The organism is Cupriavidus sp. 05N40 (assembly GCF_056397305.1).
In genome coordinates, this window is record NZ_JBFTND010000010.1 from 17,362 (window position 1) to 35,758 (window position 18,397).

The following is an 18,397-nucleotide window of genomic DNA, read 5'->3' on the forward strand; positions in this document are numbered from 1 at the left end:
CAAACGTTTCCTGGCCGCGTCAAAAGGGCTTCCGTCTGGTCAAGTCTGGCGGGTTTACCGTCGAGTCACCCGTCTTATCCCCGCAGTCCAATGAAGCCCATCGTTCGCGAATATTTCATCCAAGGCATTACCAAGGAAGGCAAGACCTTCCGTCCAAGCGACTGGGCTGAACGGCTGTGTGGCGTGATGGCGCAATTCCGCCCCGAAGGGGACACCGGGGATCCACGCCTCACCTACTCCCCTTACGTGCGGCCCGTGATGACCAGCAACGTGAAGACCGTGGTGGTGGACGCGCGCCTGCGCGACATCGAACCCAAGGCGCTAGACTTCGTGCTCAACTTCGCGCGCGACAACGACCTGCAACTGGTCGAGGCCTGCTCGCTCGAGTAAGCGGGCGGGGCCGGCCGGTCGCCCCGCAGCGGCGGCACCGGCGTGAACGGCGATGCGCCCGGCGAAGGGATAGCGAAGCGACAAGGAAAGGCGCGGCAACGGCAAAGAGAAGCGGAAAATAAAAAAGCTCGTCGAATGACGAGCTTTTTTATCGTGCGGAATCGCGCAATGCGATTCGCGCTCCCGGCTTGCCACCGGACCGCCGCGCTACGTACCCACCAGAAGGCCGGTATGGAACACGATGGCCGGCGTGGTGCCGGAAGGCGCCTGGCATGCGCCGGGCGCAGCGGCTGCTATCAGGCAGCCATCGACTTGATGGCCGACGACAGGCGCGACTTGTGGCGTGCAGCCTTGTTCTTGTGCACGATCTTCTTGTCGGCGATGGCGTCGATGATCGATTGCGAGTTCTTGAAGATCTCGGCGGCGGCGGCCTTGTCGCCAGCTTCGATCGCCTTGCGGACGGCCTTCACGGCGGTGCGCAGACGCGAGCGCAGGCTGGAGTTGTGAGCGTTTTGGGCGACGGCCTGGCGAGCGCGCTTACGGGCTTGTGCGGAATTTGCCATTTAAGTAGATATCCTGAATTCAGATGCGTGCCCCACGGACAAAACCGCAGACACAATTAAGTGCACATCAAGCGACCCGGGATGCACTGGCACACGAATCCGGAACGCAACTATCCTTGTGAATCGGCAATTATACACAGAAGAAAAAGCAGCTGGCAAGCCGGACCACGTCCGAACACTGGCGGGGTGACGCAAACGGCCGCGGACGGGGAGCCGCCGGGCCAAACCGTATAATACGCGCCACACCGGCCCCGCCCCGCGTGGCCCCGATGCAACTTTGGCGCGCGCCCGGCGTCTCAAGCCGGTCCGCCCGGTGGCACGCAGCATGCCACCGCCGCCTCTCCCCTTGCCGCCGACCCATCTTGAACCTGCTCAAAGCGCTCGCCACCATCAGCAGCCTGACGATGCTGTCGCGCATCACCGGCCTCGTGCGCGAGATCCTGATCGCCCGGGCCTTCGGTGCCTCGGACATGACCGACGCCTTCAATGTGGCGTTCCGCATCCCCAACCTGCTGCGGCGCATTTTCGGCGAAGGCGCGTTCTCGCAGGCCTTCGTGCCGATCCTGGGCGAATATCACAGCAAGCGCGGCGAAGGCGAGACCCGCGCCCTGATCGACGCAGTCGCCACGGTGATGACCTGGGTGCTGATGGGCGTGTCGCTGCTCGGCGTGATCGGCGCGCCGCTGGTGATGCTGGTGGTCGCTACCGGCTTCCACCGGCAAGGCGGCGAGACCTACGACGCGGCGGTCTTCATGACCCGGGTGATGTTCCCGTACATCGGCCTGATCTCGCTGGTGGCGCTGGCCTCGGGCATCCTCAATACCTGGCGCCGCTTTGCCATGCCGGCCTTCACGCCGGTGCTGCTCAACCTGTGCCTGATCGTGGCCGCGCTGTTCGTCGGGCCGCACATGGCGCAGCCGATCTACGCGCAGGCGTGGGGCGTGCTGGTGGGCGGCATCCTGCAGCTGGCGGTGCAGGTCCCCGCGCTGCGGCGGCTCGGCGTCATGCCGCGCCTGACCTTCGACCTGCGCGCGGCCTGGTCGGACCCCGGCGTGCGCCGCGTCATGCGGCAGATGGCACCGGCGCTGCTGGCGGTCTCGGTGGCGCAGATCAGCCTGATCATCAATACCAATATCGCCTCGCGCCTGGCCGCGGGCAGCGTGTCCTACCTGACCTACGCCGACCGCCTGATGGAGTTTCCCACCGCGCTGCTGGGCGTGGCGCTGGGGACCATCCTGCTGCCCAGCCTGTCCAAGGCCAGCGCAGACGACAACCGCGCCGAATACTCCGGCCTGCTCGACTGGGGCCTGCGCCTGACCTTCCTGCTGGCCGTGCCGTGCGCGGTGGGGCTGTTCGTGTTCGGCGCGCCGCTGACCGCGGTGCTGTTCAACTACGGCAAGTTCGACGCCCACGCGGTGGAAATGACGCGCCAGGCGCTGGTTTCCTACGGCACGGGCCTGCTCGGACTGATCCTGATCAAGATCCTGGCGCCGGGCTTCTACGCGCGCCAGGATATCCGCACGCCGGTCAAGATCGCCTTGCTGGTGCTGGTGATCACGCAGCTGTCCAACTATGTGTTCGTGCCGCGCTTCGGCCATGCCGGGCTGGCGCTGTCGATCAGCTTCGGCGCCACGGTCAACGCGCTGCTGCTGTTCCTGGGCCTGCGCAAACGCGGTTTCTACACGCCGGCCAAGGGCTGGCTGCTGTTCCTGGCCCAGCTGCTGACTGCGGTCCTGTTGCTGGCCGGCATGCTGCTGTGGTTCGCGCGTACCTTCGACTGGGTGGCCCTGGGTGCCACGCCGCTGTTGCGCATCGCGCTGCTCGCTTCCTGCCTGGTACTTGCAGCGGTCGTCTACTTCGGTACACTGTGGCTCATGGGGCTGAGATACTCCGCATTCAAGCGGAGAGCCGGCTAGGAAGCCCCGCCTGTCTATCGGCCGGATGCAGCGGCGCCGTATGCGTGCGTACGCGCCGCACAGAACCGGGAGACAGCGCGCGGTACAGGGTCAAGGCAGTCGAGGTCGTGCCGGCAGGCATGGCCAACACGCCGTATTCAGGAAAGCCGCAATGACAACCACGAAAGTCCTGGATTACTTCGCCAGCCTCGTGGCAGACGAGCACGGTATCCCACTGACCGAGGCCGTGCTCTCGCTCGCCCAGGATGCCTATCCGGACCTGGACCTGCAGGCCGAGCTGGCCGCCCTGGACGTGATCGCGGCACGGCTCAAGCGCCGCGTCGCGGAGGGCACGCCGGCCATCCAGCGCCTGCGCCTGCTCAATCATTTCTTCTACCGCGACCTGGGCTTCGGCGCCAACGCGAACGATTACTACGACCCCGACAACTCCTACCTGAACGTGGTGCTCAAGCAGCGCCGCGGCATCCCCATCTCGCTGGCGGTGCTCTATATGGAGCTGGGGCAGCATATCGGCCTGCCACTCAAGGGCGTGTCCTTCCCCAATCATTTCCTGGTGCGGATGTCGATCCCGGCGGGCGAGGTGGTGGTGGACCCGCTCACGGGCGAGACGCTGTCGAAGGAGCAATTGCAGGAGATGCTGGACCCGCATCTCGAACGCGAGGGCATCGCCGATCCCAACGAAGTGCCGCTGGGCCTGTTCCTGCAGGTGGCCAGCCACCGCGAGATCGTGGCGCGCGTGCTGCGCAACCTCAAGTCGATCTATCTGCAGGAGTYGCGCTGGCAGCGCCTGCTGGCGGTGCAGAACCGCCTGGTGATCCTGTTGCCGGGCTCGATCGAGGAGGTGCGCGACCGGGGCCTGGCCTATGCCAACCTGGAGTGTTTCCGCCCGGCGCTGGAAGACCTGGAAGCCTATGTGATAGCGCGCCCCGATGCGGCCGACACGACCCAGATCCGSGACCGCATGCCGGCGCTGCGSATGATGAGCCGCAGCGTGAACTGAGCCAGGCGGGCCGCGCGCCGCGCAGCCCGCCCATTGCCACCCTCAGGAAGGCCGGCGCTTGCCGCCGCGCACCAGCTTCCACAGCCCGCCCAGCACCAGCGGCACGACGGCCGCGCCGATGCCTGCCAGCACGATCAGGTTCAGGTATTGCTTGATGAAGGGCAGGTTGCCGAAGAAATAGCCCGCGAACACCAGGCCCAGCACCCAGGCCGCCGCGCCCAGCACGTTGAAGAGCTGGAACTTGGCGAAGGTCATCTGCGACACGCCGGCGACGAACGGCGCGAAGGTGCGCACGATCGGCAGGAAGCGGGCCATCACCAGGGTCTTGCCGCCGTGCCGTTCATAGAAATTGTGCGTCTTGCGCAGGGCAGTCTGGTCGAGGAAGCGCCAATGGCCGTCGAACACCTTCGGCCCCACCCAGCTTCCCACCATGTAGTTGACGGTATTGCCGCCGATGGCCGCCACCAGCAGCAGGCCCACCAGGGCCCACTCGTTCATGGCGCCCGTGGCGCAGAAGGCGCCGGCGATGAACAGCAGGGAATCGCCCGGCAGGAACGGCAGCACCACCAGCCCGGTTTCCGCGAAGACGATCGCGAAAAGAATGGCATAGACCCACGCGCCATAGTTCTGGATGACGGTGCCAAGGTATTTGTCGACGTGCAGCAACATGTCGATGAACTGCAAAGCGATATCCAATTCGATCCCCGTTCTAGATTCAGCCCACATCATACAAGAGCGGACCGGCTTCAAAGTCACCCGATCCGTTCGCTTCCGCAGCCGCCGCGCTGACCTGCCGGCCGGGCGCGCCGCCCACGTATAATTCCGCCCATGCCTGCCGAAGCCACACGCCCCGCCCAGCCGCCCCGCCCCATCCGCCCCCTGCCCGACCAGCTGATCAGCCAGATCGCTGCCGGCGAGGTGGTGGAACGCCCCGCCTCCGTGGTCAAGGAGCTGCTGGAGAACGCGCTCGACGCGGGCGCCACCCAGCTCAATATCCGTCTCGAGGAAGGCGGCGTGCGCCGCATCGTGATCGCCGACAACGGCTGCGGCATCCCCGCCGCCGAACTGCCGGTCGCGCTGATGCGGCACGCCACCAGCAAGATCGCCTCGCTCGACGAGCTGGAGTCCGTGCTCACGCTGGGCTTTCGCGGCGAAGCGCTGGCCTCGATCGCCTCGGTTTCCGAGCTGACCCTGACCAGCCGCACCGCCGACGACGCCCATGCCACGCAGGTCGCCGCCGATACTGGCAGCGTGCGGACGTGAGCATCACGGTCCATCACAACGGCCGCCCGATGGAGCACTGGAACAGCGGCGACGTGGCCACGCGCACGGCGCAGGTGCTCGGCGCCGACTTTGCGCGGGCCCGCCTGCCGCTCGACGAGGAAGCCGACACCCTGCACCTGTACGGCTTCGCCGGCCTGCCGACCGCCTCGCGCGGCCGCCCTGACCAGCAGTTCTTCTTCGTCAACGGCCGCTACGTGCGCGACAAGCTGCTGAACCACGCGGTGCGCAGCGCCTACCAGGACGTGCTGCACGGCGACCGCTTTCCGTCCTACGTGCTGTGCATGGACCTGCCGCCGGAAATGGTGGACGTGAACGTGCACCCGTCCAAGATCGAAGTGCGCTTCCGCGAATCGCGCGCGGTGCACCAGTTCGTCTACCACGCGGTGCAGCGCTGCCTGGCCCGCCAGGCCGGCGAACAGGGCGACAGCCTGCATAGCAGCGCGGTCGACGAAGGCGCGCCCGCCATGGTGCCGCGCGCCGGCCCCGGCAGCTTCGGCAGCGCCGCCGCGGCACGAGGCAGCGCGCCGGGTGGCGGCATGGGTGGCGGCACGGGCGGTGGCATGGGCGGCGGCGCCGGCGCGCGCCCCTGGGTCGACTACACCGCCGCCGCGCGCCAGACCGAGCTCGGCATCGCCCAGCCGCGCCAGGCCTACCTCGGCATGGTGCGCGACGCGATCCAGCCCGGCGGCGGCTTCCCGCGCCCCGCCGCGCCGGCATCGGCCGGCTACGCGGGCGGCTCGTCCACGCCTCCGGCCTGGCTGGCCGACGCCCAGGCCGCGCGCGAAAACGACCCGCCCGGACTGCTCGACGCCCCCGTGCGGCAGGAACCGGCAGCCGGCGACGCCAACCCGCTTGGCTTCGCCATCGCGCAACTGCACGGCATCTACGTGCTCGCGCAGAACGCGCGCGGCCTGGTGCTGGTGGACATGCACGCCGCCCACGAACGCATCCTCTACGAGCAGATCAAGACCGCCCTCGAGACGCGCGAGCTGGCGGTGCAGCCGCTGCTGATCCCGGTCACGCTGACCGCCAGCCCGATGGAGATCGGCGCCGCCGAGGAACACCAGGAAACGCTCGCGCTGCTGGGCTTCGATATCGCGCCGGTCTCGCCCACCACGCTTGCGGTGCGCGCCATCCCCGCGCTGCTCAAGCAGGCCGACACCGAGGCGCTGGCGCGCGACGTCCTGCGCGACCTGCAATCGTTCGGCGGCTCGCGCGTGCTGGCCGAGCGGCAAAACGAGCTGCTCGCCACGCTGGCCTGCCACAACGCGGTGCGCGCCAACCGCAAGCTCACCGTGGAAGAAATGAACGCGCTGCTGCGCCAGATGGAGCAGACCGAGCGCGCCGACCAGTGCAATCACGGCCGGCCCACCTGGGTGCAGCTGTCGGTGGCGGAACTGGACCGGTTGTTCCTGCGCGGCCAGTAAGCCGGCCGATCGCATCGCATAGCATCGCATCGCCTTGACAGCCTCCGCTCCCCCCGGCCACGCCGCGCCCGTCGTCTGCCTGCTCGGCCCCACCGCATCGGGCAAGACCGCCGCCGCGCTCGCGCTGGCGGCGCAGACACCTGTCGAGATCATCAGCCTCGATTCGGCCCTGGTCTATCGCGGGATGGATATCGGCACCGCCAAGCCGTCCGCGGCCGAGCTCGCCTCGGTGCCGCACCACCTGATCGACATCATCGACCCGGCCGAGAGCTATTCGGCCGCGCAGTTCGTGGCGGACGCCGAACGCCTGACCGGCGAGATCCGCGCGCGCGGCCGCGAGCCGCTGATCGTCGGCGGCACCATGCTCTACTACAAAGCGTTGACGCAGGGCCTGAACGACCTGCCGCAGGCCGACCCCGCAGTGCGCGCGGAACTCGACGCGCTGGCCGCCGAGCGCGGCTGGCCGGCCCTGCACGCGATGCTGGCCGAGGTCGACCCGGTCACCGCCGCGCGGCTGGCGCCCAACGACGCGCAGCGCATCCAGCGCGCGCTGGAAATCCACCGGCTCAGCGGCCAGCCGATGTCCACGCTGCTGGCGCGGCAGGCGGACGAGCGCACGTTTGCCGGCACGGCCGATCGCCGCTTTCGCGTGATCGCGCTGGAGCCATCGGACCGCGCGGCGCTGCATGCGCGCATCGAATCCCGCTACGACGCCATGCTGGCCGGTGGCTTCATCGAGGAAGTGGAACGCCTGCGCGCGCGCGGCGACCTGCAGCCCACGCTACCCTCGATCCGCTGCGTGGGCTACCGGCAAGTGTGGGAATACCTCGACGGCGAGACCGACTTCGCCACCATGCGCGAGCGCGGACTGGCCGCCACGCGCCAGCTCTGCAAGCGCCAGCTCACGTGGCTGCGCAGCACGCCCGAGCGCGAGGTGGTGGACTGCCTCGCGCCCGGCTATGTGGCGCGGGTGGCGGAGCTGGCCCGCATCGGGCAGGCCTGAGCGGCCCGGCAGCCGCGCCTGGACCGGCGCAGGCATTCGCAACAATTGCACCAGAAGCGCCGGCCAAAGTGATGCCTGGGCGATAATCCGCGTTTCTCGACTCGCCCCGCGCACTGCCATGACCACCGCCGCCGCTCCCCGTTTTGTCCTGCGCCCCGCCACCGCCGCCGACTGCGACACGCTGCTCCAGCTGATCTCGGCGCTGGCGGAGTACGAAAAGCTGACCCACCTCCTCGAAGCCACCCCGCAGAAGCTGCATGAGGCGCTGTTCAGCCCGCGCCCGCTGGCCGAGGCGGTACTGGTGGAGGTGCCCGGTGCGCAAGGGCCGCAGGCGGTCGGCTTCGCGCTGTTCTTCCACAACTTCTCGACGTTCCTGTCCAGGCGCGGCCTCTACCTGGAAGACCTCTACGTGGAACCGGCCTGGCGCGGCCACGGCATGGGCAAGGCGCTGCTCAAGCACCTGGCGGCGCTGGCGGTCGAGCGGGGCTGCGGCCGCTTCGAGTGGACCGTGCTCGACTGGAACACGCCGTCGATCGATTTCTACCGGGCCATGGGCGCGGACGTGCTGCCGGACTGGCGCATCTGCCGGGTGACGGGAGAGGCACTGACCAAGATGGGTGGGGCTGAATAGGCGGATTGGCGCGCGCAAAAAAAAAACGGCACATGCTCGCATGTGCCGTTTTTGCTGCCGGGGCGCTGACGCTCAGACCACCACGGTCTGCGCCTGGCCTTCCGCGCGCTCGCGGATTTCGCCGATCTGCCACACAGCTTCGCCGGCTGCCTGCAGATGGCGGATGGCGCGCTCGGCGTCTTCCTTGGCCACGATCACCACCATGCCGATGCCGCAATTGAACACGCGGTGCATTTCGTCGTCGGCCACGTTGCCTTGCGCCTGCAGCCACTGGAACAGCGGCGGCAGGGTCCACGCATCGCGCTGCAGCACGGCGGTCACGTTCTGCGCCAGCACGCGCGGCACGTTCTCGGTCAGGCCGCCGCCGGTGATGTGGGCCATGCCCTTGACCGGCAGGGTCTCGATCAGCGACAGCAGCGGCTTCACGTAGATGCGGGTCGGCGCCATGATGGCGTCCTGCAGGCGCTGGCCGTGGAAATCGGCGTTCAGGTCCGGCTTGGCCACCTCGATGATCTTGCGCACCAGCGAGTAGCCGTTGGAGTGCGCGCCCGACGAGGCCAGGCCCAGCACCACGTCGCCCGGGACGATGGTGCTGCCGTCGATGATGCGGCTTTTCTCGACCGCGCCGACGGCGAAGCCGGCCAGGTCGTATTCGCCGTCGGGGTACATGCTCGGCATTTCGGCGGTCTCGCCGCCGATCAGCGCGCAGCCGGACAGCTCGCAGCCGTGGGCGATGCCCTGGATCACGGTGGCCGCGGTTTCCACGTCGAGCTTGCCGSWGGCGAAGTAGTCSAGGAAGAACAGCGGCTCGGCGCCCTGCACCAGGATGTCGTTGACGCTCATCGCGACCAGATCCTGGCCCACGGTGTCGTGGCGGTTGAGCTGGAACGCCAGCTTGAGCTTGGTGCCCACGCCGTCGGTGCCGGAAACCAGCACCGGCTCCTTGTATTTCTTCGACAGCTCGAACAGCGCGCCGAAGCCCCCGATGCCGGCCATCACGCCTTCGCGCATGGTGCGCTTGGCGAACGGCTTGATGCGGTCTACGAGCGCGTCGCCCGCATCGATATCGACGCCGGCATCGCGGTAGGAAAGGCCTGCCTGGCCGGAAGTGGGGGATGCGCTCATAGAACCTGCTCGTCCTGGGGGTGTGAAGTGAGGAATGCGGCGCTCACGACGGCGATTTGCGGCCGCGAGTCCAGTAGAATCGCAATTTTAACGGATACAGGCTTCCGGCTTCCAGTTTCCGGTTTCCCGCGTCATGAAGTCTTGCCCCCACACCATGCCGATGCACATCAATCAGGCGGCCCCCGGCCAGCGCGCATGCGCCCTGCGGGCGGTCGGCGCAAGCATGCCGCGACGCGTTTACCCGGTAGCTGGCTTTCATCCCAAGTAACCGAAACGTCATGTATGCGCGTCCCAAGCAGCTTTCGCTTGAACTTGGCAGTCCGCCGCCGTCGACCTTCGAGAATTTCTTCGTGGCCGCCAACCGCGAGCCGGTGCAGCGCCTGAGCGACCTGGCCACGGCCGTCGCGCAGGAGCGCGCGTCCGACCGCCTGATCTACCTGTGGGGTGAAACGGGCTCGGGCCGCACCCACCTGCTGCACGCGATCTGCGAAAGCGGCTACCAGGCCGGCATCGGCTGCCGCTACCTGAGCCCGCACCATGCCCTGTCGGACTTCATCTTCGATCCCAGTTGCCAACTCTACACCGTCGACGACGTGGAACTGCTTGACGAAGCGCGCCAGATCGCGGTGTTCTCGCTCTACAACGAGGTGCGCGCCCACGTGCGCACCGCCATCGTGGTGGCCGGCAGCGTGGCGCCGCTGGCCATGCCGGTGCGCGAGGACCTGCGCACGCGCCTGGGCTGGGGCCTGGTCTACCAGCTTGCACCGCTGTCGGACGAAGACAAGATGACGGCGCTGGTGCAGGCGGCGCGCGAGCGCGGCCTGCAGCTTTCGCCCGAAATCCCGCACTGGCTGGTCACGCGCCACTACCGCGACATGCCCAGCCTGATGGCCTTGCTGGACGCGCTCGACACCTATTCGCTCGAGCGCAAGCGCGCCGTCACCCTGCCGCTGCTGCGGGAAATGTTTGCGGAGCTGCGCGAGTGAGCGCAGGCTACCGGCACGGTGCCCGCGGCCACTGGCATGCCCCGTGCTTGCATGTACCGCGGTGCAGTGACGCCAAGAAACCGGCAACAATCACGTTAATGTAAAATCGCCGCCCATGAATCTGGCATTGTTCGACCTCGACCACACCCTGCTCCCGACCGACAGCGACCACGAATGGGGGCGCTTCCTGGTGCGCCTCGGCGTTGTCGACGAGGAAGCCTACCGCCGCAAGAACGACGAGTTCTACGGGCAGTACAAGGCAGGCACCCTGGATATCCAGGCCTTCCTGCGTTTTGCGCTGGCGCCGCTGGCCGCCAATCCGCGCGACCGCCTGGAAGCATGGCGCAAGCAATTCATGCGCGAAGTGATCGATCCGGTCATCACGCCCCAGGCGCGCGCGCTGGTGTACAAGCACCTCGACGCCGGCGACCTGTGCGCGGTGGTCACCGCCACCAACAGCTTCGTCACCGCGCCGATCACGGCCGCCTTCGGCATCAAGCACCTGATCGCCACCGAGCCGGCCACCGCCAACGGGCAGCCGGACGGCGCCTTCACCGGCGAAGTGGCGGGCATCCCCAGCTTCCGCGAGGGCAAGATCGCCCGCGTCGAGGCCTGGCTAAAGAGCATGGGCACCCAGTGGGATGCCTTCGAAACCACCACCTTCTACAGCGATTCGGCCAACGACCTGCCGCTACTGGAAAAGGTCAGCGAACCGATCGCCGCCAACCCGGACGATCGCCTGCGTCACCACGCCGCCGCGGCCGGCTGGCGCATCATGGATCTGTTCTGACGTGATCAAGAAGCTAATCAACCGGCTGCTCGGCAAGCCGGGCCCCCAGCAGCGCCCGGCCAAGCGCCGTGGCCAGCGTGCCCATACGCCGCGCATCGTGGCGCATGACGAGCACCAGATCGACCAGACGCTGATCTCGCGCAACGCCATCAAGGTCACCTCCACGCTGCAGCAGGCCGGCTACCAGGCCTTCATCGTCGGCGGCGCGGTGCGCGACCTGCTGCTCGGCATCAAGCCCAAGGACTTCGACGTCGCCACCAACGCCACGCCCGACCAGGTGCAGGCGCTGTTCCGCCRCTCGCGCATCATCGGGCGGCGCTTCCAGATCGTGCACGTGACCTTCTACGGCGGGCGCGAGCAGGAGATCATCGAGGTCTCCACCTTCCGCGCGCTGGTCGACGCCATCGCCAGCGAGACGCTTCCCGAAGGGCGTCGCCTCAAGCGCGCCGAGCTCGACAGCAAGACCCATGCGATCGACGCCTCGGGCCGCGTGCTGCGCGACAACGTGTGGGGCTCGCAGGCCGAAGACGCGGAACGCCGCGACTTCACCATCAACGCGATGTACTACGACCCGGCCGAGCAGACGGTGTATGACTACCACCACGGCATGGAAGACATCCGCGCGCGCACCCTGCGCATGATCGGCGACCCGGTCACGCGCTACCGCGAGGACCCGATCCGCATGCTGCGCGTGGTGCGCTTCGCTGCCAAGACCGGCTTCGGCATCGACGAGGACACGCGCCAGCCGATCGCCGACCTGGCCTCGCTGATCCACAACGTGCCGAGCGCGCGCCTGTTCGACGAGATGCTCAAGCTGCTGATGTCCGGCCATGCCTGGGCCTCGCTGCAGGAGCTGCGCAAGGCCGGCCTGCACAAGGGCCTGCTGCCTCTGCTGGACGTGGCGATCGAGCAGCCGATGGGCCAGCGCTTCGTGCAGCTGGCGCTGGACAACACCGACCAGCGCGTGCAGGTCGGCAAGCCGGTCTCGCCGGGCTTCCTGTTCGCCGCGCTGCTGTGGCACCACGTGCTGCAGCGCTGGACCGCGCTGCGCGAGGAAGGCGAGCACGCCATCGCCGCGCTCAATATCGYGATGGACGACGTGCTGGAACGCCAGACCGGCCAGCTTGCCATCCAGCGCCGCTTCGTCACCGACATGCGCGATATCTGGGGCATGCAGCCGCGCTTCGAGAAGCGCGTGGGCCGCATGCCGTTCCGCCTGATCGAGTCGCCGCGTTTCCGCGCCGGCTTCGACTTCCTCCAGCTGCGCTGCGATTCCGGCGAGCAGCCGGCCGAGCTGGCGCGCTGGTGGCAGGACTTCCAGAACGCCGACGGCGAGGGCCGCGAAGCCCTGATCGACGCTGTGCGCCCGGCGCGCGGCGGCAAGCAGGGTGGCGGTGGCGGCGGCGGCAGYACCGACAGCGGCGATCAGCCCACCGACTGGGAAGGCGGCGGTGACAGCGGCGAAGGCGGCGGCCCGGCACGCAAGAAGCGCCGCCGGCGCAGTCCGCGGAAATCGGATAAAGTTTCCTCCCGGAGCGATATGGATGCGAGCCAGGAAGCCGGCTCCAGTGAAGACCGGAAAACCGGCAAGGTGCGCGTCCAGCCGGAGGAATCGTAATGACAGTTGCCTTTATCGGCATCGGGGCCAACCTGGGCGATGCCCGGCAGGCCCTCAAGGATGCCATCGTGTGCCTGGCCCAGCAGGTCGGCATCACGGTGCTGGCGCGATCGTCGCTGTACCGCACGGCCCCGGTCGATGCGGGCGGCGACGACTACTTCAATGCGGTGGTCAAGGTGGAAGCCTCGTTCACCGCCGCCCAGCTATTGCGCATCTGCCACCACATCGAAGACCAGTTCGGCCGCGAACGGCCGTTCCACAACGCGCCGCGCACGCTCGACCTGGACCTGCTGCTGTTCGGCGACGAGATCCATCGCGGCGAGCATCTCTCGGTGCCGCACCCGCGCGTGGCCGAGCGCGCCTTCACGCTGGTGCCGCTGCTCGAGCTGGACGCCGCGCTGGTGATCCCGGGGCTGGGCCCCGCCGCCGGTTTCCTGCCCGCGGTCAATGCGCAGCGCGTGGAAAAGATCTCGTTCTGCCAGTGCACGCGGCAAGCCGAGGCGCGCGGCGCTTCCTGACGCCGCGCCAGCGCAGCGAACGGGCACGCCGCTGTCTGCCCCGCGCCCCCCTGCACCACTCCCCTGACCCGCTTCTCTAGCCACCGGATCCGCCCATGCTCGAACACTTGCGCAGAATCGTGGTGGAAGGCCCCATCGGCGCCGGCAAGACGGCGCTGGCGCAGCGCCTGGCGCAAACCCTGCGCACCGGCGAACTGCTCGACACCGCGCGCGACAACCCCTTCCTCGAACGCTACTACCGCGAGCCGGCGCGCTACGCCCTGCCCCTGCAACTGTCGCTGATGAACCGGCGCGCGCAGCAGCTGGCGGCATGGCAGGCGGCCCTGCTGGCCGGCCAGCGCATGGTGGGCAACTTCCTCTACGCGAGGGACCGCCTCTACGCCGGGCTCACGCTGCCCGAGGACGAACTGGCGCTGTACGATGCCCTCGCCGCGCGCCTGCCTGCGCAAAGCCAGCGCGTGGACCTGGTGATCGTGCTGCAGGCCTCGCCCGCGCTGTTGCGCGAGCGCATCGCGCGCCGCAACGCGCCCGGCGAGTCCAGCATCGACGAGGCCTATCTCGATCGTCTGTGCGACGCCTACGGCGAGCTGTTCCACCGCTATGACGAAGCGCCGGTGATGATCGTCGACACCGCCCACTTCAGTCCGGTGGACAATGACGGTGATTTCCGTACACTAATGTCGCGCATCGAAAACATGCGCGGCCGCAAGGCCTTTCTCAATCTCGCTGCGCCCTGACAGGTACCCGCCTGCCAGCCTGACCATAACGACAGCAGCCGCTGCCGCGCACCGCGGCAAAGCGGATTGCAGGGGACCGCGCAACGCCGCACGCCCGATGGCGGCCGGCCCGCCTCCCGTCTCTCTACCGGCCCAACGTCATGAGCTACCTCCTCGACCCCTCCCGCAAGACCGTCACCATCCCCAAGCTGCAGGCGATGCGCGCCACCGGCGAGAAAATCGCCATGCTGACCGCCTACGACTCCAGCTTCGCCGCGCTGCTCGACTACTGCGGCGTCGAGGTGCTGCTGGTCGGCGATTCCCTAGGCAACGTCATGCAGGGCCAGCAGACCACGCTGCCCGTGACGCTGGAGCAGGTGATCTACCACACCGAATGCGTGGCGCGCGGCAACCAGAGCGCACTGCTGGTGGCGGACCTGCCGTTCGGCACCTACCCCACGCCCGAGACGGCCTTCGCCAGCRCCGCCGCGCTCATGCGCGCGGGCGCGCACATGGTCAAGCTCGAAGGCGGCGACTGGCTCGCGCCCACCGTCAAGTTCCTGGTCGAGCGCAGCATCCCGGTGTGCGCGCATATCGGCCTGACCCCGCAGTCGGTGCACGCGCTGGGCGGTTTCAAGGTGCAGGGCAAGACTGACGAAAGCGCCGCGCAACTCAAGCGCGACGCGCTCGCGCTGCAGGCCGCCGGCGCCCAGCTGATCGTGATGGAAGCCGTGCCGGCGGCGGTGGCGGGCGTGGTGACCGGCCTGCTGGCCATTCCGACCATCGGCATCGGCGCGGGCGCGGATTGCTCCGGGCAAGTGCTCGTGCTGCAGGACATGATCAACGTCTACCCGGGCCGCAAGGCCAAGTTCGTGCGCAATTTCATGGACGGCGCGGGCTCGATCGAGGCCGCCGTGCGGGCCTATGTGGCGGCCGTCAAGGACGGCAGCTTCCCGGCTGCCGAGCACACCTTCTCCGCCTGATCCGCCGCCGCGGACCCGCGGCGCCGGCCGGCTGCGGGTCCCTGCCTGTGCTTTCCTGACCTTACCCGCCGGCAGAGAGCGCCGCGGGCAGCACGCCGCGCAGCGAGTTGGCAACCGCCAGCGCCTCGCAGCGCCGCAGCATGGCGCGCGTGACCACCGCCTCGCGCACCGGCCCGCCCAGGTAGCGCCTGCCATCGGCCAGCACGGCGGCGCGCATCACGCCGGGCAGGATATGCGCCGCCAGCGGCGGCGTCAGCCACTCGCCATCCACCTTGACGAACACCGAGCTGCGCCCGCCTTCGAGCAGTTCGCCGCGCGTGTTGAAGAACAGGCTGTCGAAGGCGCCGGCACGTTCGGCCGCCTGCCAGCCCGCGTCGTAGATTGCGCGCGCGCTGGTCTTGTGGCAACGCAGCACATCCGCATCGGGAAGTGCCTGCGCGGCCAGCAGCAACGAGGCGGGCTGCGCGGCCAGGGGCGCCAGCGCGCCATGGGTCACGGCCAGGCCGCCGGTCTTGTCCAGCGCCAGGCGCAGGCGCCAGCAGCCGGCAGCGAGCCCGGCCACCGCTTCGCGCACCGCCGCCCGCGCGCTGGCGGATTCGAAACGAAAGCCAAGACAGGCCGCCGATGCGCCGAGCCGTGCCAGATGCTGGTCCAGCCGCTGGCATGCGCCATCCTCCACGCGCATCGTCTCGAACAGTGTGAAGCCCGGGTCGTGCGCGGTCAGGAAGCGGGCCTTCCAGCCGCATTCCGCGTACTCGCCGGCGGCGTCGCTGTCGTGGACGATGCCGCCGCCCACGCCCATCTCGCCTGCCCGCAGGCCGTCGGCACCCGGCGCGCCCAGCACCAGCGTGCGGATCGCCACGGATAGCGCGAATGCGCCGGGAAAGGCTTGTGCCGGTGCCGCCGGCGCGTCGATCCAGCCGATCGAGCCGGTGTAGAGGCCGCGCGGCGAGGACTCCAGTTCGGCGATGATCTCCATGGTGCGGCGCTTGGGCGCGCCGGTGATCGAGCCGCACGGAAACAGCGCGCGCAGCAGCCCGGCCACGTTCGTGCCCGCACGCGCGGTGGCGGTCACGGTCGACGTCATCTGCAGCACCTGGCCGAACGGCTCCACCACGAAGCGCTCCGGCACGGCCACCGTGCCCGGCACCGCCACCCGCCCGAGGTCGTTGCGCAGCAGGTCCACGATCATCACGTTCTCGGCGCGGTTCTTGGCGTCGGCGGCCAGCCCGGCGGCAGCCTCGGCATCCCGTGCCCGGTCGCCGCTGCGCGGCGCGGTGCCTTTCATCGGCCGCGTCAGCAGATGGCCCTGCCCGTCATGGCGCACGAACAGTTCGGGCGACAGCGACAGCACCCAGCCATCGCCGGGCAGCCGCGCCAGCACGGCGTAGGGCACGGGTTGCGCCGCGCGCAGCGCCGCATAGAGCGCGGGCGGCTCGCCGAAGGCACCGAAGCGCAGGCGCTGGGTGAAGTTGACCTGGTAAGTGTCGCCGGCCTCGATCCAAGCGTGGATGCGGGCGATCGCCGCATGGAAGGCTGGCTCCGGCGTATCGGCCGCGACGTCCAGCACGCCGGCCGGTTGCCCGCCTTGTTCGGTTTGCCCGGCTTGCCGGCCCGCCAGCCATTGCGCGACGGCCTCGCTGTCCAGCTTCTGCAGCGCCCGGAACCACAGCAGCCGCAGCGCGCCGTCGTGGAACGGCAGGGCCTGGCCTGGATGCACGGCGACGCCGACCAGCGGCCCGCCGAATTCATAGGGCGCGAACAGCGTGGCGTGCCAGCCCTGACGCCAGCCTTCGGCCAGCATGGCATCGAGCGCGTCGAGCGCGGTGGCATCGGGCAGCACATCCTCGCGGACGAATCCGGTGTACAGGCGCGATACCGCCTCGCCGGGGGCGGCGGTGGCATCGTCGAGCAGGACGAAGGGATCGTTGCCGGCGGCGGGCCTGCGAAGCGTGCCGGGTGCCTGGCCGGAAAGGGAAGGCATGGGAAATGGGGAAACTGCCACGGGAAAATCACCAGCGTCGGTTGGCGCCGCCTGCAGGCGGGCGACTTGTCATTATCGCGCGCCACAAAACAAAAAGGCCGGCCACGCATTCACGCGTGGCCGGCCGCATGCCGCGAGCCGGATCAGCTGAAGAAGCTCTTCACCTTGTCCAGCCAGGATTGCTCCTGCGGGCTGTGGCGCGAGCCGCCTTCATGCACCGAGCGGTCGAACTGGCGCAGGATGTCCTTCTGCGACTCGGTCAGCTTGACCGGCGTTTCCACGTTCACATGCACGTAGAGGTCGCCGGGATAGCCCGAGCGCACGCCCTTGATGCCCTTGCCGCGCAGGCGGAAGGTCTTGCCGGGCTGGGTGCCTTCGGGCACCGGGAAGCTGGCCTTGCCGCCCAGCGTGGGCACTTCCAGGTCGCCGCCCAGCGCCGCCGTGGCGAAGGAGATCGGCATCTGGCAGTGCAGGTCGTCGCCGTCGCGCTCGAACACCGCGTGCTGCTTGATGTGGACTTCGACGTACAGGTCGCCCGGGGGGCCGCCGTTGATGCCCGGCTCGCCGTTGCCCGACGAACGGATGCGCATGCCCTCGTCGATGCCGGCGGGAATCTTCACCTCCAGCGTCTTCTGCGACTTGATCTTGCCCTGGCCGTGGCACTTGGTGCATGGCTTGGGAATATGCTTGCCGGTGCCGTGGCACTTCGGGCAAGTCTGCTGCATCGAGAAGAAGCCCTGCGAGACGCGCACCTGGCCCGCGCCGTGGCAGGTCGGGCAGGTCTCGACATTGCTGCCGGGCTCGGCGCCGTTGCCGTGGCAGTGTTCGCACTCGTCCCAGTGCGGCACGCGGATCTGCGCCTCGTGGCCGTGCGCGGCCTGCTCGAGCGAGATCTCCATGCTGTAGCGCAGGTCGGCCCCGCGGTACACCTGCGGGCCGCCGCCGGCGCGGCGTCCGCCGGCCTGGCCCTGCTGGCCGAAGATATCGCCGAAGATGTCGCCGAAGGCTTCGGCGAAGCCGCCGTAGCCCTGGCCGCCGCCGCCGAAGCCGCCCGCCATGTTGGGGTCGACGCCGGCGTGGCCGTACTGGTCGTAGGCCGCCTTCTTCTCGGAGTCGGAGAGCATCTCGTAGGCCTCTTTGACCTCCTTGAACTTCTCTTCCGAATCCTTGCTGTCCGGATTGCGGTCCGGGTGGTGCTTCATCGCCAGCTTGCGATACGCCTTCTTGATATCGTCGTCGCTGGCGTTCTTGCCCACCCCGAGCACTTCGTAGTAGTCACGTTTTGCCATGGTGGCTGGTTACCTGATTGGCCCTGTGGAGCGTGCGAGACCCGCCCGGGGCAAATAAATAGCAAAGAAGATAGCAAAAAAGCCGAGCGCGGCATCCGACGGCGGTTCCCCGCTTTGTCAGATGTCCGTCGCCCGGCGTCGGGACAGGGGTTGGCGGCGGTCCTGTGCTGCGCG

At 68.5% G+C, this 18,397-nt stretch carries 17 protein-coding genes and 1 pseudogene; 12 read left to right on the top strand and 6 right to left on the bottom strand.

Features of this window, described 5'->3' with window-relative positions:
• Positions 1 to 90 precede the first annotated feature (90 nt).
• Positions 91 to 390 (top strand): DUF3579 domain-containing protein, encoded by a 300-nt coding sequence (locus tag AC1DO7_RS03910; protein ID WP_441618511.1) that lies wholly within the window; start codon positions 91 to 93, stop codon positions 388 to 390.
• A 296-nt stretch (positions 391 to 686) separates the two neighbouring features.
• On the opposite strand, the gene rpsT is transcribed toward AC1DO7_RS03910, so the two are convergent.
• Positions 687 to 953: a 30S ribosomal protein S20 gene (gene rpsT, locus AC1DO7_RS03915; RefSeq protein ID WP_006157537.1), complete on the bottom strand. Its 267-nt coding sequence runs from the start codon at positions 951 to 953 to the stop codon at positions 687 to 689.
• A 362-nt stretch (positions 954 to 1,315) separates the two neighbouring features.
• On the opposite strand from rpsT, the gene murJ reads away from it, so the two are divergent.
• A complete protein-coding gene (gene murJ, locus AC1DO7_RS03920; protein WP_441618509.1) occupies positions 1,316 to 2,869 on the top strand; it encodes a murein biosynthesis integral membrane protein MurJ in 1,554 nt (517 codons plus the stop codon).
• Positions 2,870 to 3,020: 151 nt separating this feature from the next.
• Positions 3,021 to 3,869 carry a SirB1 family protein gene (locus AC1DO7_RS03925; RefSeq protein ID WP_477115810.1) on the top strand — a complete coding sequence of 283 codons (849 nt, stop codon included), beginning with the start codon at positions 3,021 to 3,023 and terminating at the stop codon, positions 3,867 to 3,869.
• Positions 3,870 to 3,911: 42 nt separating this feature from the next.
• Here the strand turns inward: AC1DO7_RS03925 and AC1DO7_RS03930 are convergent, their stop codons facing one another.
• Complete coding sequence (locus AC1DO7_RS03930) at positions 3,912 to 4,538, bottom strand: VTT domain-containing protein (protein ID WP_441618722.1); 627 nt, start codon at positions 4,536 to 4,538, stop codon at positions 3,912 to 3,914.
• Between the two features lie 159 nt (positions 4,539 to 4,697).
• On the opposite strand from AC1DO7_RS03930, the pseudogene mutL reads away from it, so the two are divergent.
• From mutL to AC1DO7_RS03945, 3 genes and pseudogenes are all read left to right on the top strand, one after another.
• A pseudogene (gene mutL, locus AC1DO7_RS03935) lies at positions 4,698 to 6,580 on the top strand (DNA mismatch repair endonuclease MutL).
• Between the two features lie 34 nt (positions 6,581 to 6,614).
• Positions 6,615 to 7,583 carry a tRNA (adenosine(37)-N6)-dimethylallyltransferase MiaA gene (gene miaA, locus AC1DO7_RS03940; RefSeq protein ID WP_441618503.1) on the top strand — a complete coding sequence of 323 codons (969 nt, stop codon included), beginning with the start codon at positions 6,615 to 6,617 and terminating at the stop codon, positions 7,581 to 7,583.
• Positions 7,584 to 7,701: 118 nt separating this feature from the next.
• Positions 7,702 to 8,214, top strand: a complete 513-nt coding sequence (locus AC1DO7_RS03945) for a GNAT family N-acetyltransferase (protein ID WP_441618501.1) — start codon at positions 7,702 to 7,704, stop codon at positions 8,212 to 8,214.
• 72 nt (positions 8,215 to 8,286) lie between these two features.
• Here AC1DO7_RS03945 and purM read toward each other — a convergent pair whose 3' ends face one another.
• Both purM and AC1DO7_RS03955 read right to left on the bottom strand, forming a co-directional pair.
• Entirely contained in the window at positions 8,287 to 9,339 is a 1,053-nt protein-coding gene (gene purM / locus AC1DO7_RS03950) for a phosphoribosylformylglycinamidine cyclo-ligase (RefSeq protein ID WP_477115811.1), read from the bottom strand.
• A gap of 43 nt (positions 9,340 to 9,382) precedes the next feature.
• Complete coding sequence (locus AC1DO7_RS03955; protein ID WP_441618497.1) at positions 9,383 to 9,598, bottom strand: hypothetical protein; 216 nt, start codon at positions 9,596 to 9,598, stop codon at positions 9,383 to 9,385.
• A gap of 19 nt (positions 9,599 to 9,617) precedes the next feature.
• Here AC1DO7_RS03955 and hda point away from each other — a divergent pair, with 19 nt between their 5' ends.
• The 6 genes from hda (at position 9,618) to panB (ending at position 14,950) form a co-directional block, all read left to right on the top strand.
• Positions 9,618 to 10,325 (top strand): DnaA regulatory inactivator Hda, encoded by a 708-nt coding sequence (gene hda / locus AC1DO7_RS03960; RefSeq protein ID WP_477115812.1) that lies wholly within the window; start codon positions 9,618 to 9,620, stop codon positions 10,323 to 10,325.
• 115 nt (positions 10,326 to 10,440) lie between these two features.
• Positions 10,441 to 11,115 carry a histidinol-phosphatase gene (locus AC1DO7_RS03965; RefSeq protein ID WP_441618493.1) on the top strand — a complete coding sequence of 225 codons (675 nt, stop codon included), beginning with the start codon at positions 10,441 to 10,443 and terminating at the stop codon, positions 11,113 to 11,115.
• Between the two features lies 1 nt (position 11,116).
• Positions 11,117 to 12,733 (top strand): polynucleotide adenylyltransferase PcnB, encoded by a 1,617-nt coding sequence (gene pcnB / locus AC1DO7_RS03970; protein ID WP_477115813.1) that lies wholly within the window; start codon positions 11,117 to 11,119, stop codon positions 12,731 to 12,733.
• A complete protein-coding gene (gene folK, locus AC1DO7_RS03975) occupies positions 12,733 to 13,251 on the top strand; it encodes a 2-amino-4-hydroxy-6-hydroxymethyldihydropteridine diphosphokinase (protein ID WP_441618489.1) in 519 nt (172 codons plus the stop codon). The genes pcnB and folK overlap by 1 nt, the downstream gene beginning before the upstream one ends.
• Positions 13,252 to 13,346: 95 nt before the next feature.
• Positions 13,347 to 13,988: a deoxynucleoside kinase gene (locus AC1DO7_RS03980; RefSeq protein WP_441618487.1), complete on the top strand. Its 642-nt coding sequence runs from the start codon at positions 13,347 to 13,349 to the stop codon at positions 13,986 to 13,988.
• A 140-nt stretch (positions 13,989 to 14,128) separates the two neighbouring features.
• A complete protein-coding gene (gene panB, locus AC1DO7_RS03985; protein WP_477115814.1) occupies positions 14,129 to 14,950 on the top strand; it encodes a 3-methyl-2-oxobutanoate hydroxymethyltransferase in 822 nt (273 codons plus the stop codon).
• A gap of 61 nt (positions 14,951 to 15,011) precedes the next feature.
• Here panB and AC1DO7_RS03990 read toward each other — a convergent pair whose 3' ends face one another.
• Both AC1DO7_RS03990 and dnaJ read right to left on the bottom strand, forming a co-directional pair.
• The gene (locus AC1DO7_RS03990; RefSeq protein WP_441618483.1) at positions 15,012 to 16,934 is read right to left on the bottom strand and encodes a chorismate-binding protein; all 1,923 of its coding nucleotides are present in this window, start codon (positions 16,932 to 16,934) and stop codon (positions 15,012 to 15,014) included.
• Between the two features lie 143 nt (positions 16,935 to 17,077).
• Positions 17,078 to 18,223, bottom strand: a complete 1,146-nt coding sequence (gene dnaJ / locus AC1DO7_RS03995) for a molecular chaperone DnaJ (protein ID WP_441618481.1) — start codon at positions 18,221 to 18,223, stop codon at positions 17,078 to 17,080.
• Positions 18,224 to 18,397: the final 174 nt, after the last annotated feature.

Bases quoted from the DNA above. Each gene is read 5' to 3' on its own strand.
- AC1DO7_RS03910 (WP_441618511.1), top strand. From the start codon at position 91: ATGAAGCCCATCGTTCGCGAATATTTCATCCAAGGCATTACCAAGGAA.
- rpsT (WP_006157537.1), bottom strand. From the start codon at position 953: ATGGCAAATTCCGCACAAGCCCGTAAGCGCGCTCGCCAGGCCGTCGCC.
- AC1DO7_RS03930 (WP_441618722.1), bottom strand. From the start codon at position 4,538: ATGTTGCTGCACGTCGACAAATACCTTGGCACCGTCATCCAGAACTAT.
- AC1DO7_RS03945 (WP_441618501.1), top strand. From the start codon at position 7,702: ATGACCACCGCCGCCGCTCCCCGTTTTGTCCTGCGCCCCGCCACCGCC.
- AC1DO7_RS03955 (WP_441618497.1), bottom strand. From the start codon at position 9,598: ATGAAAGCCAGCTACCGGGTAAACGCGTCGCGGCATGCTTGCGCCGAC.
- hda (WP_477115812.1), top strand. From the start codon at position 9,618: ATGTATGCGCGTCCCAAGCAGCTTTCGCTTGAACTTGGCAGTCCGCCG.
- AC1DO7_RS03965 (WP_441618493.1), top strand. From the start codon at position 10,441: ATGAATCTGGCATTGTTCGACCTCGACCACACCCTGCTCCCGACCGAC.
- folK (WP_441618489.1), top strand. From the start codon at position 12,733: ATGACAGTTGCCTTTATCGGCATCGGGGCCAACCTGGGCGATGCCCGG.
- AC1DO7_RS03980 (WP_441618487.1), top strand. From the start codon at position 13,347: ATGCTCGAACACTTGCGCAGAATCGTGGTGGAAGGCCCCATCGGCGCC.
- AC1DO7_RS03990 (WP_441618483.1), bottom strand. From the start codon at position 16,934: ATGCCTTCCCTTTCCGGCCAGGCACCCGGCACGCTTCGCAGGCCCGCC.
- dnaJ (WP_441618481.1), bottom strand. From the start codon at position 18,223: ATGGCAAAACGTGACTACTACGAAGTGCTCGGGGTGGGCAAGAACGCC.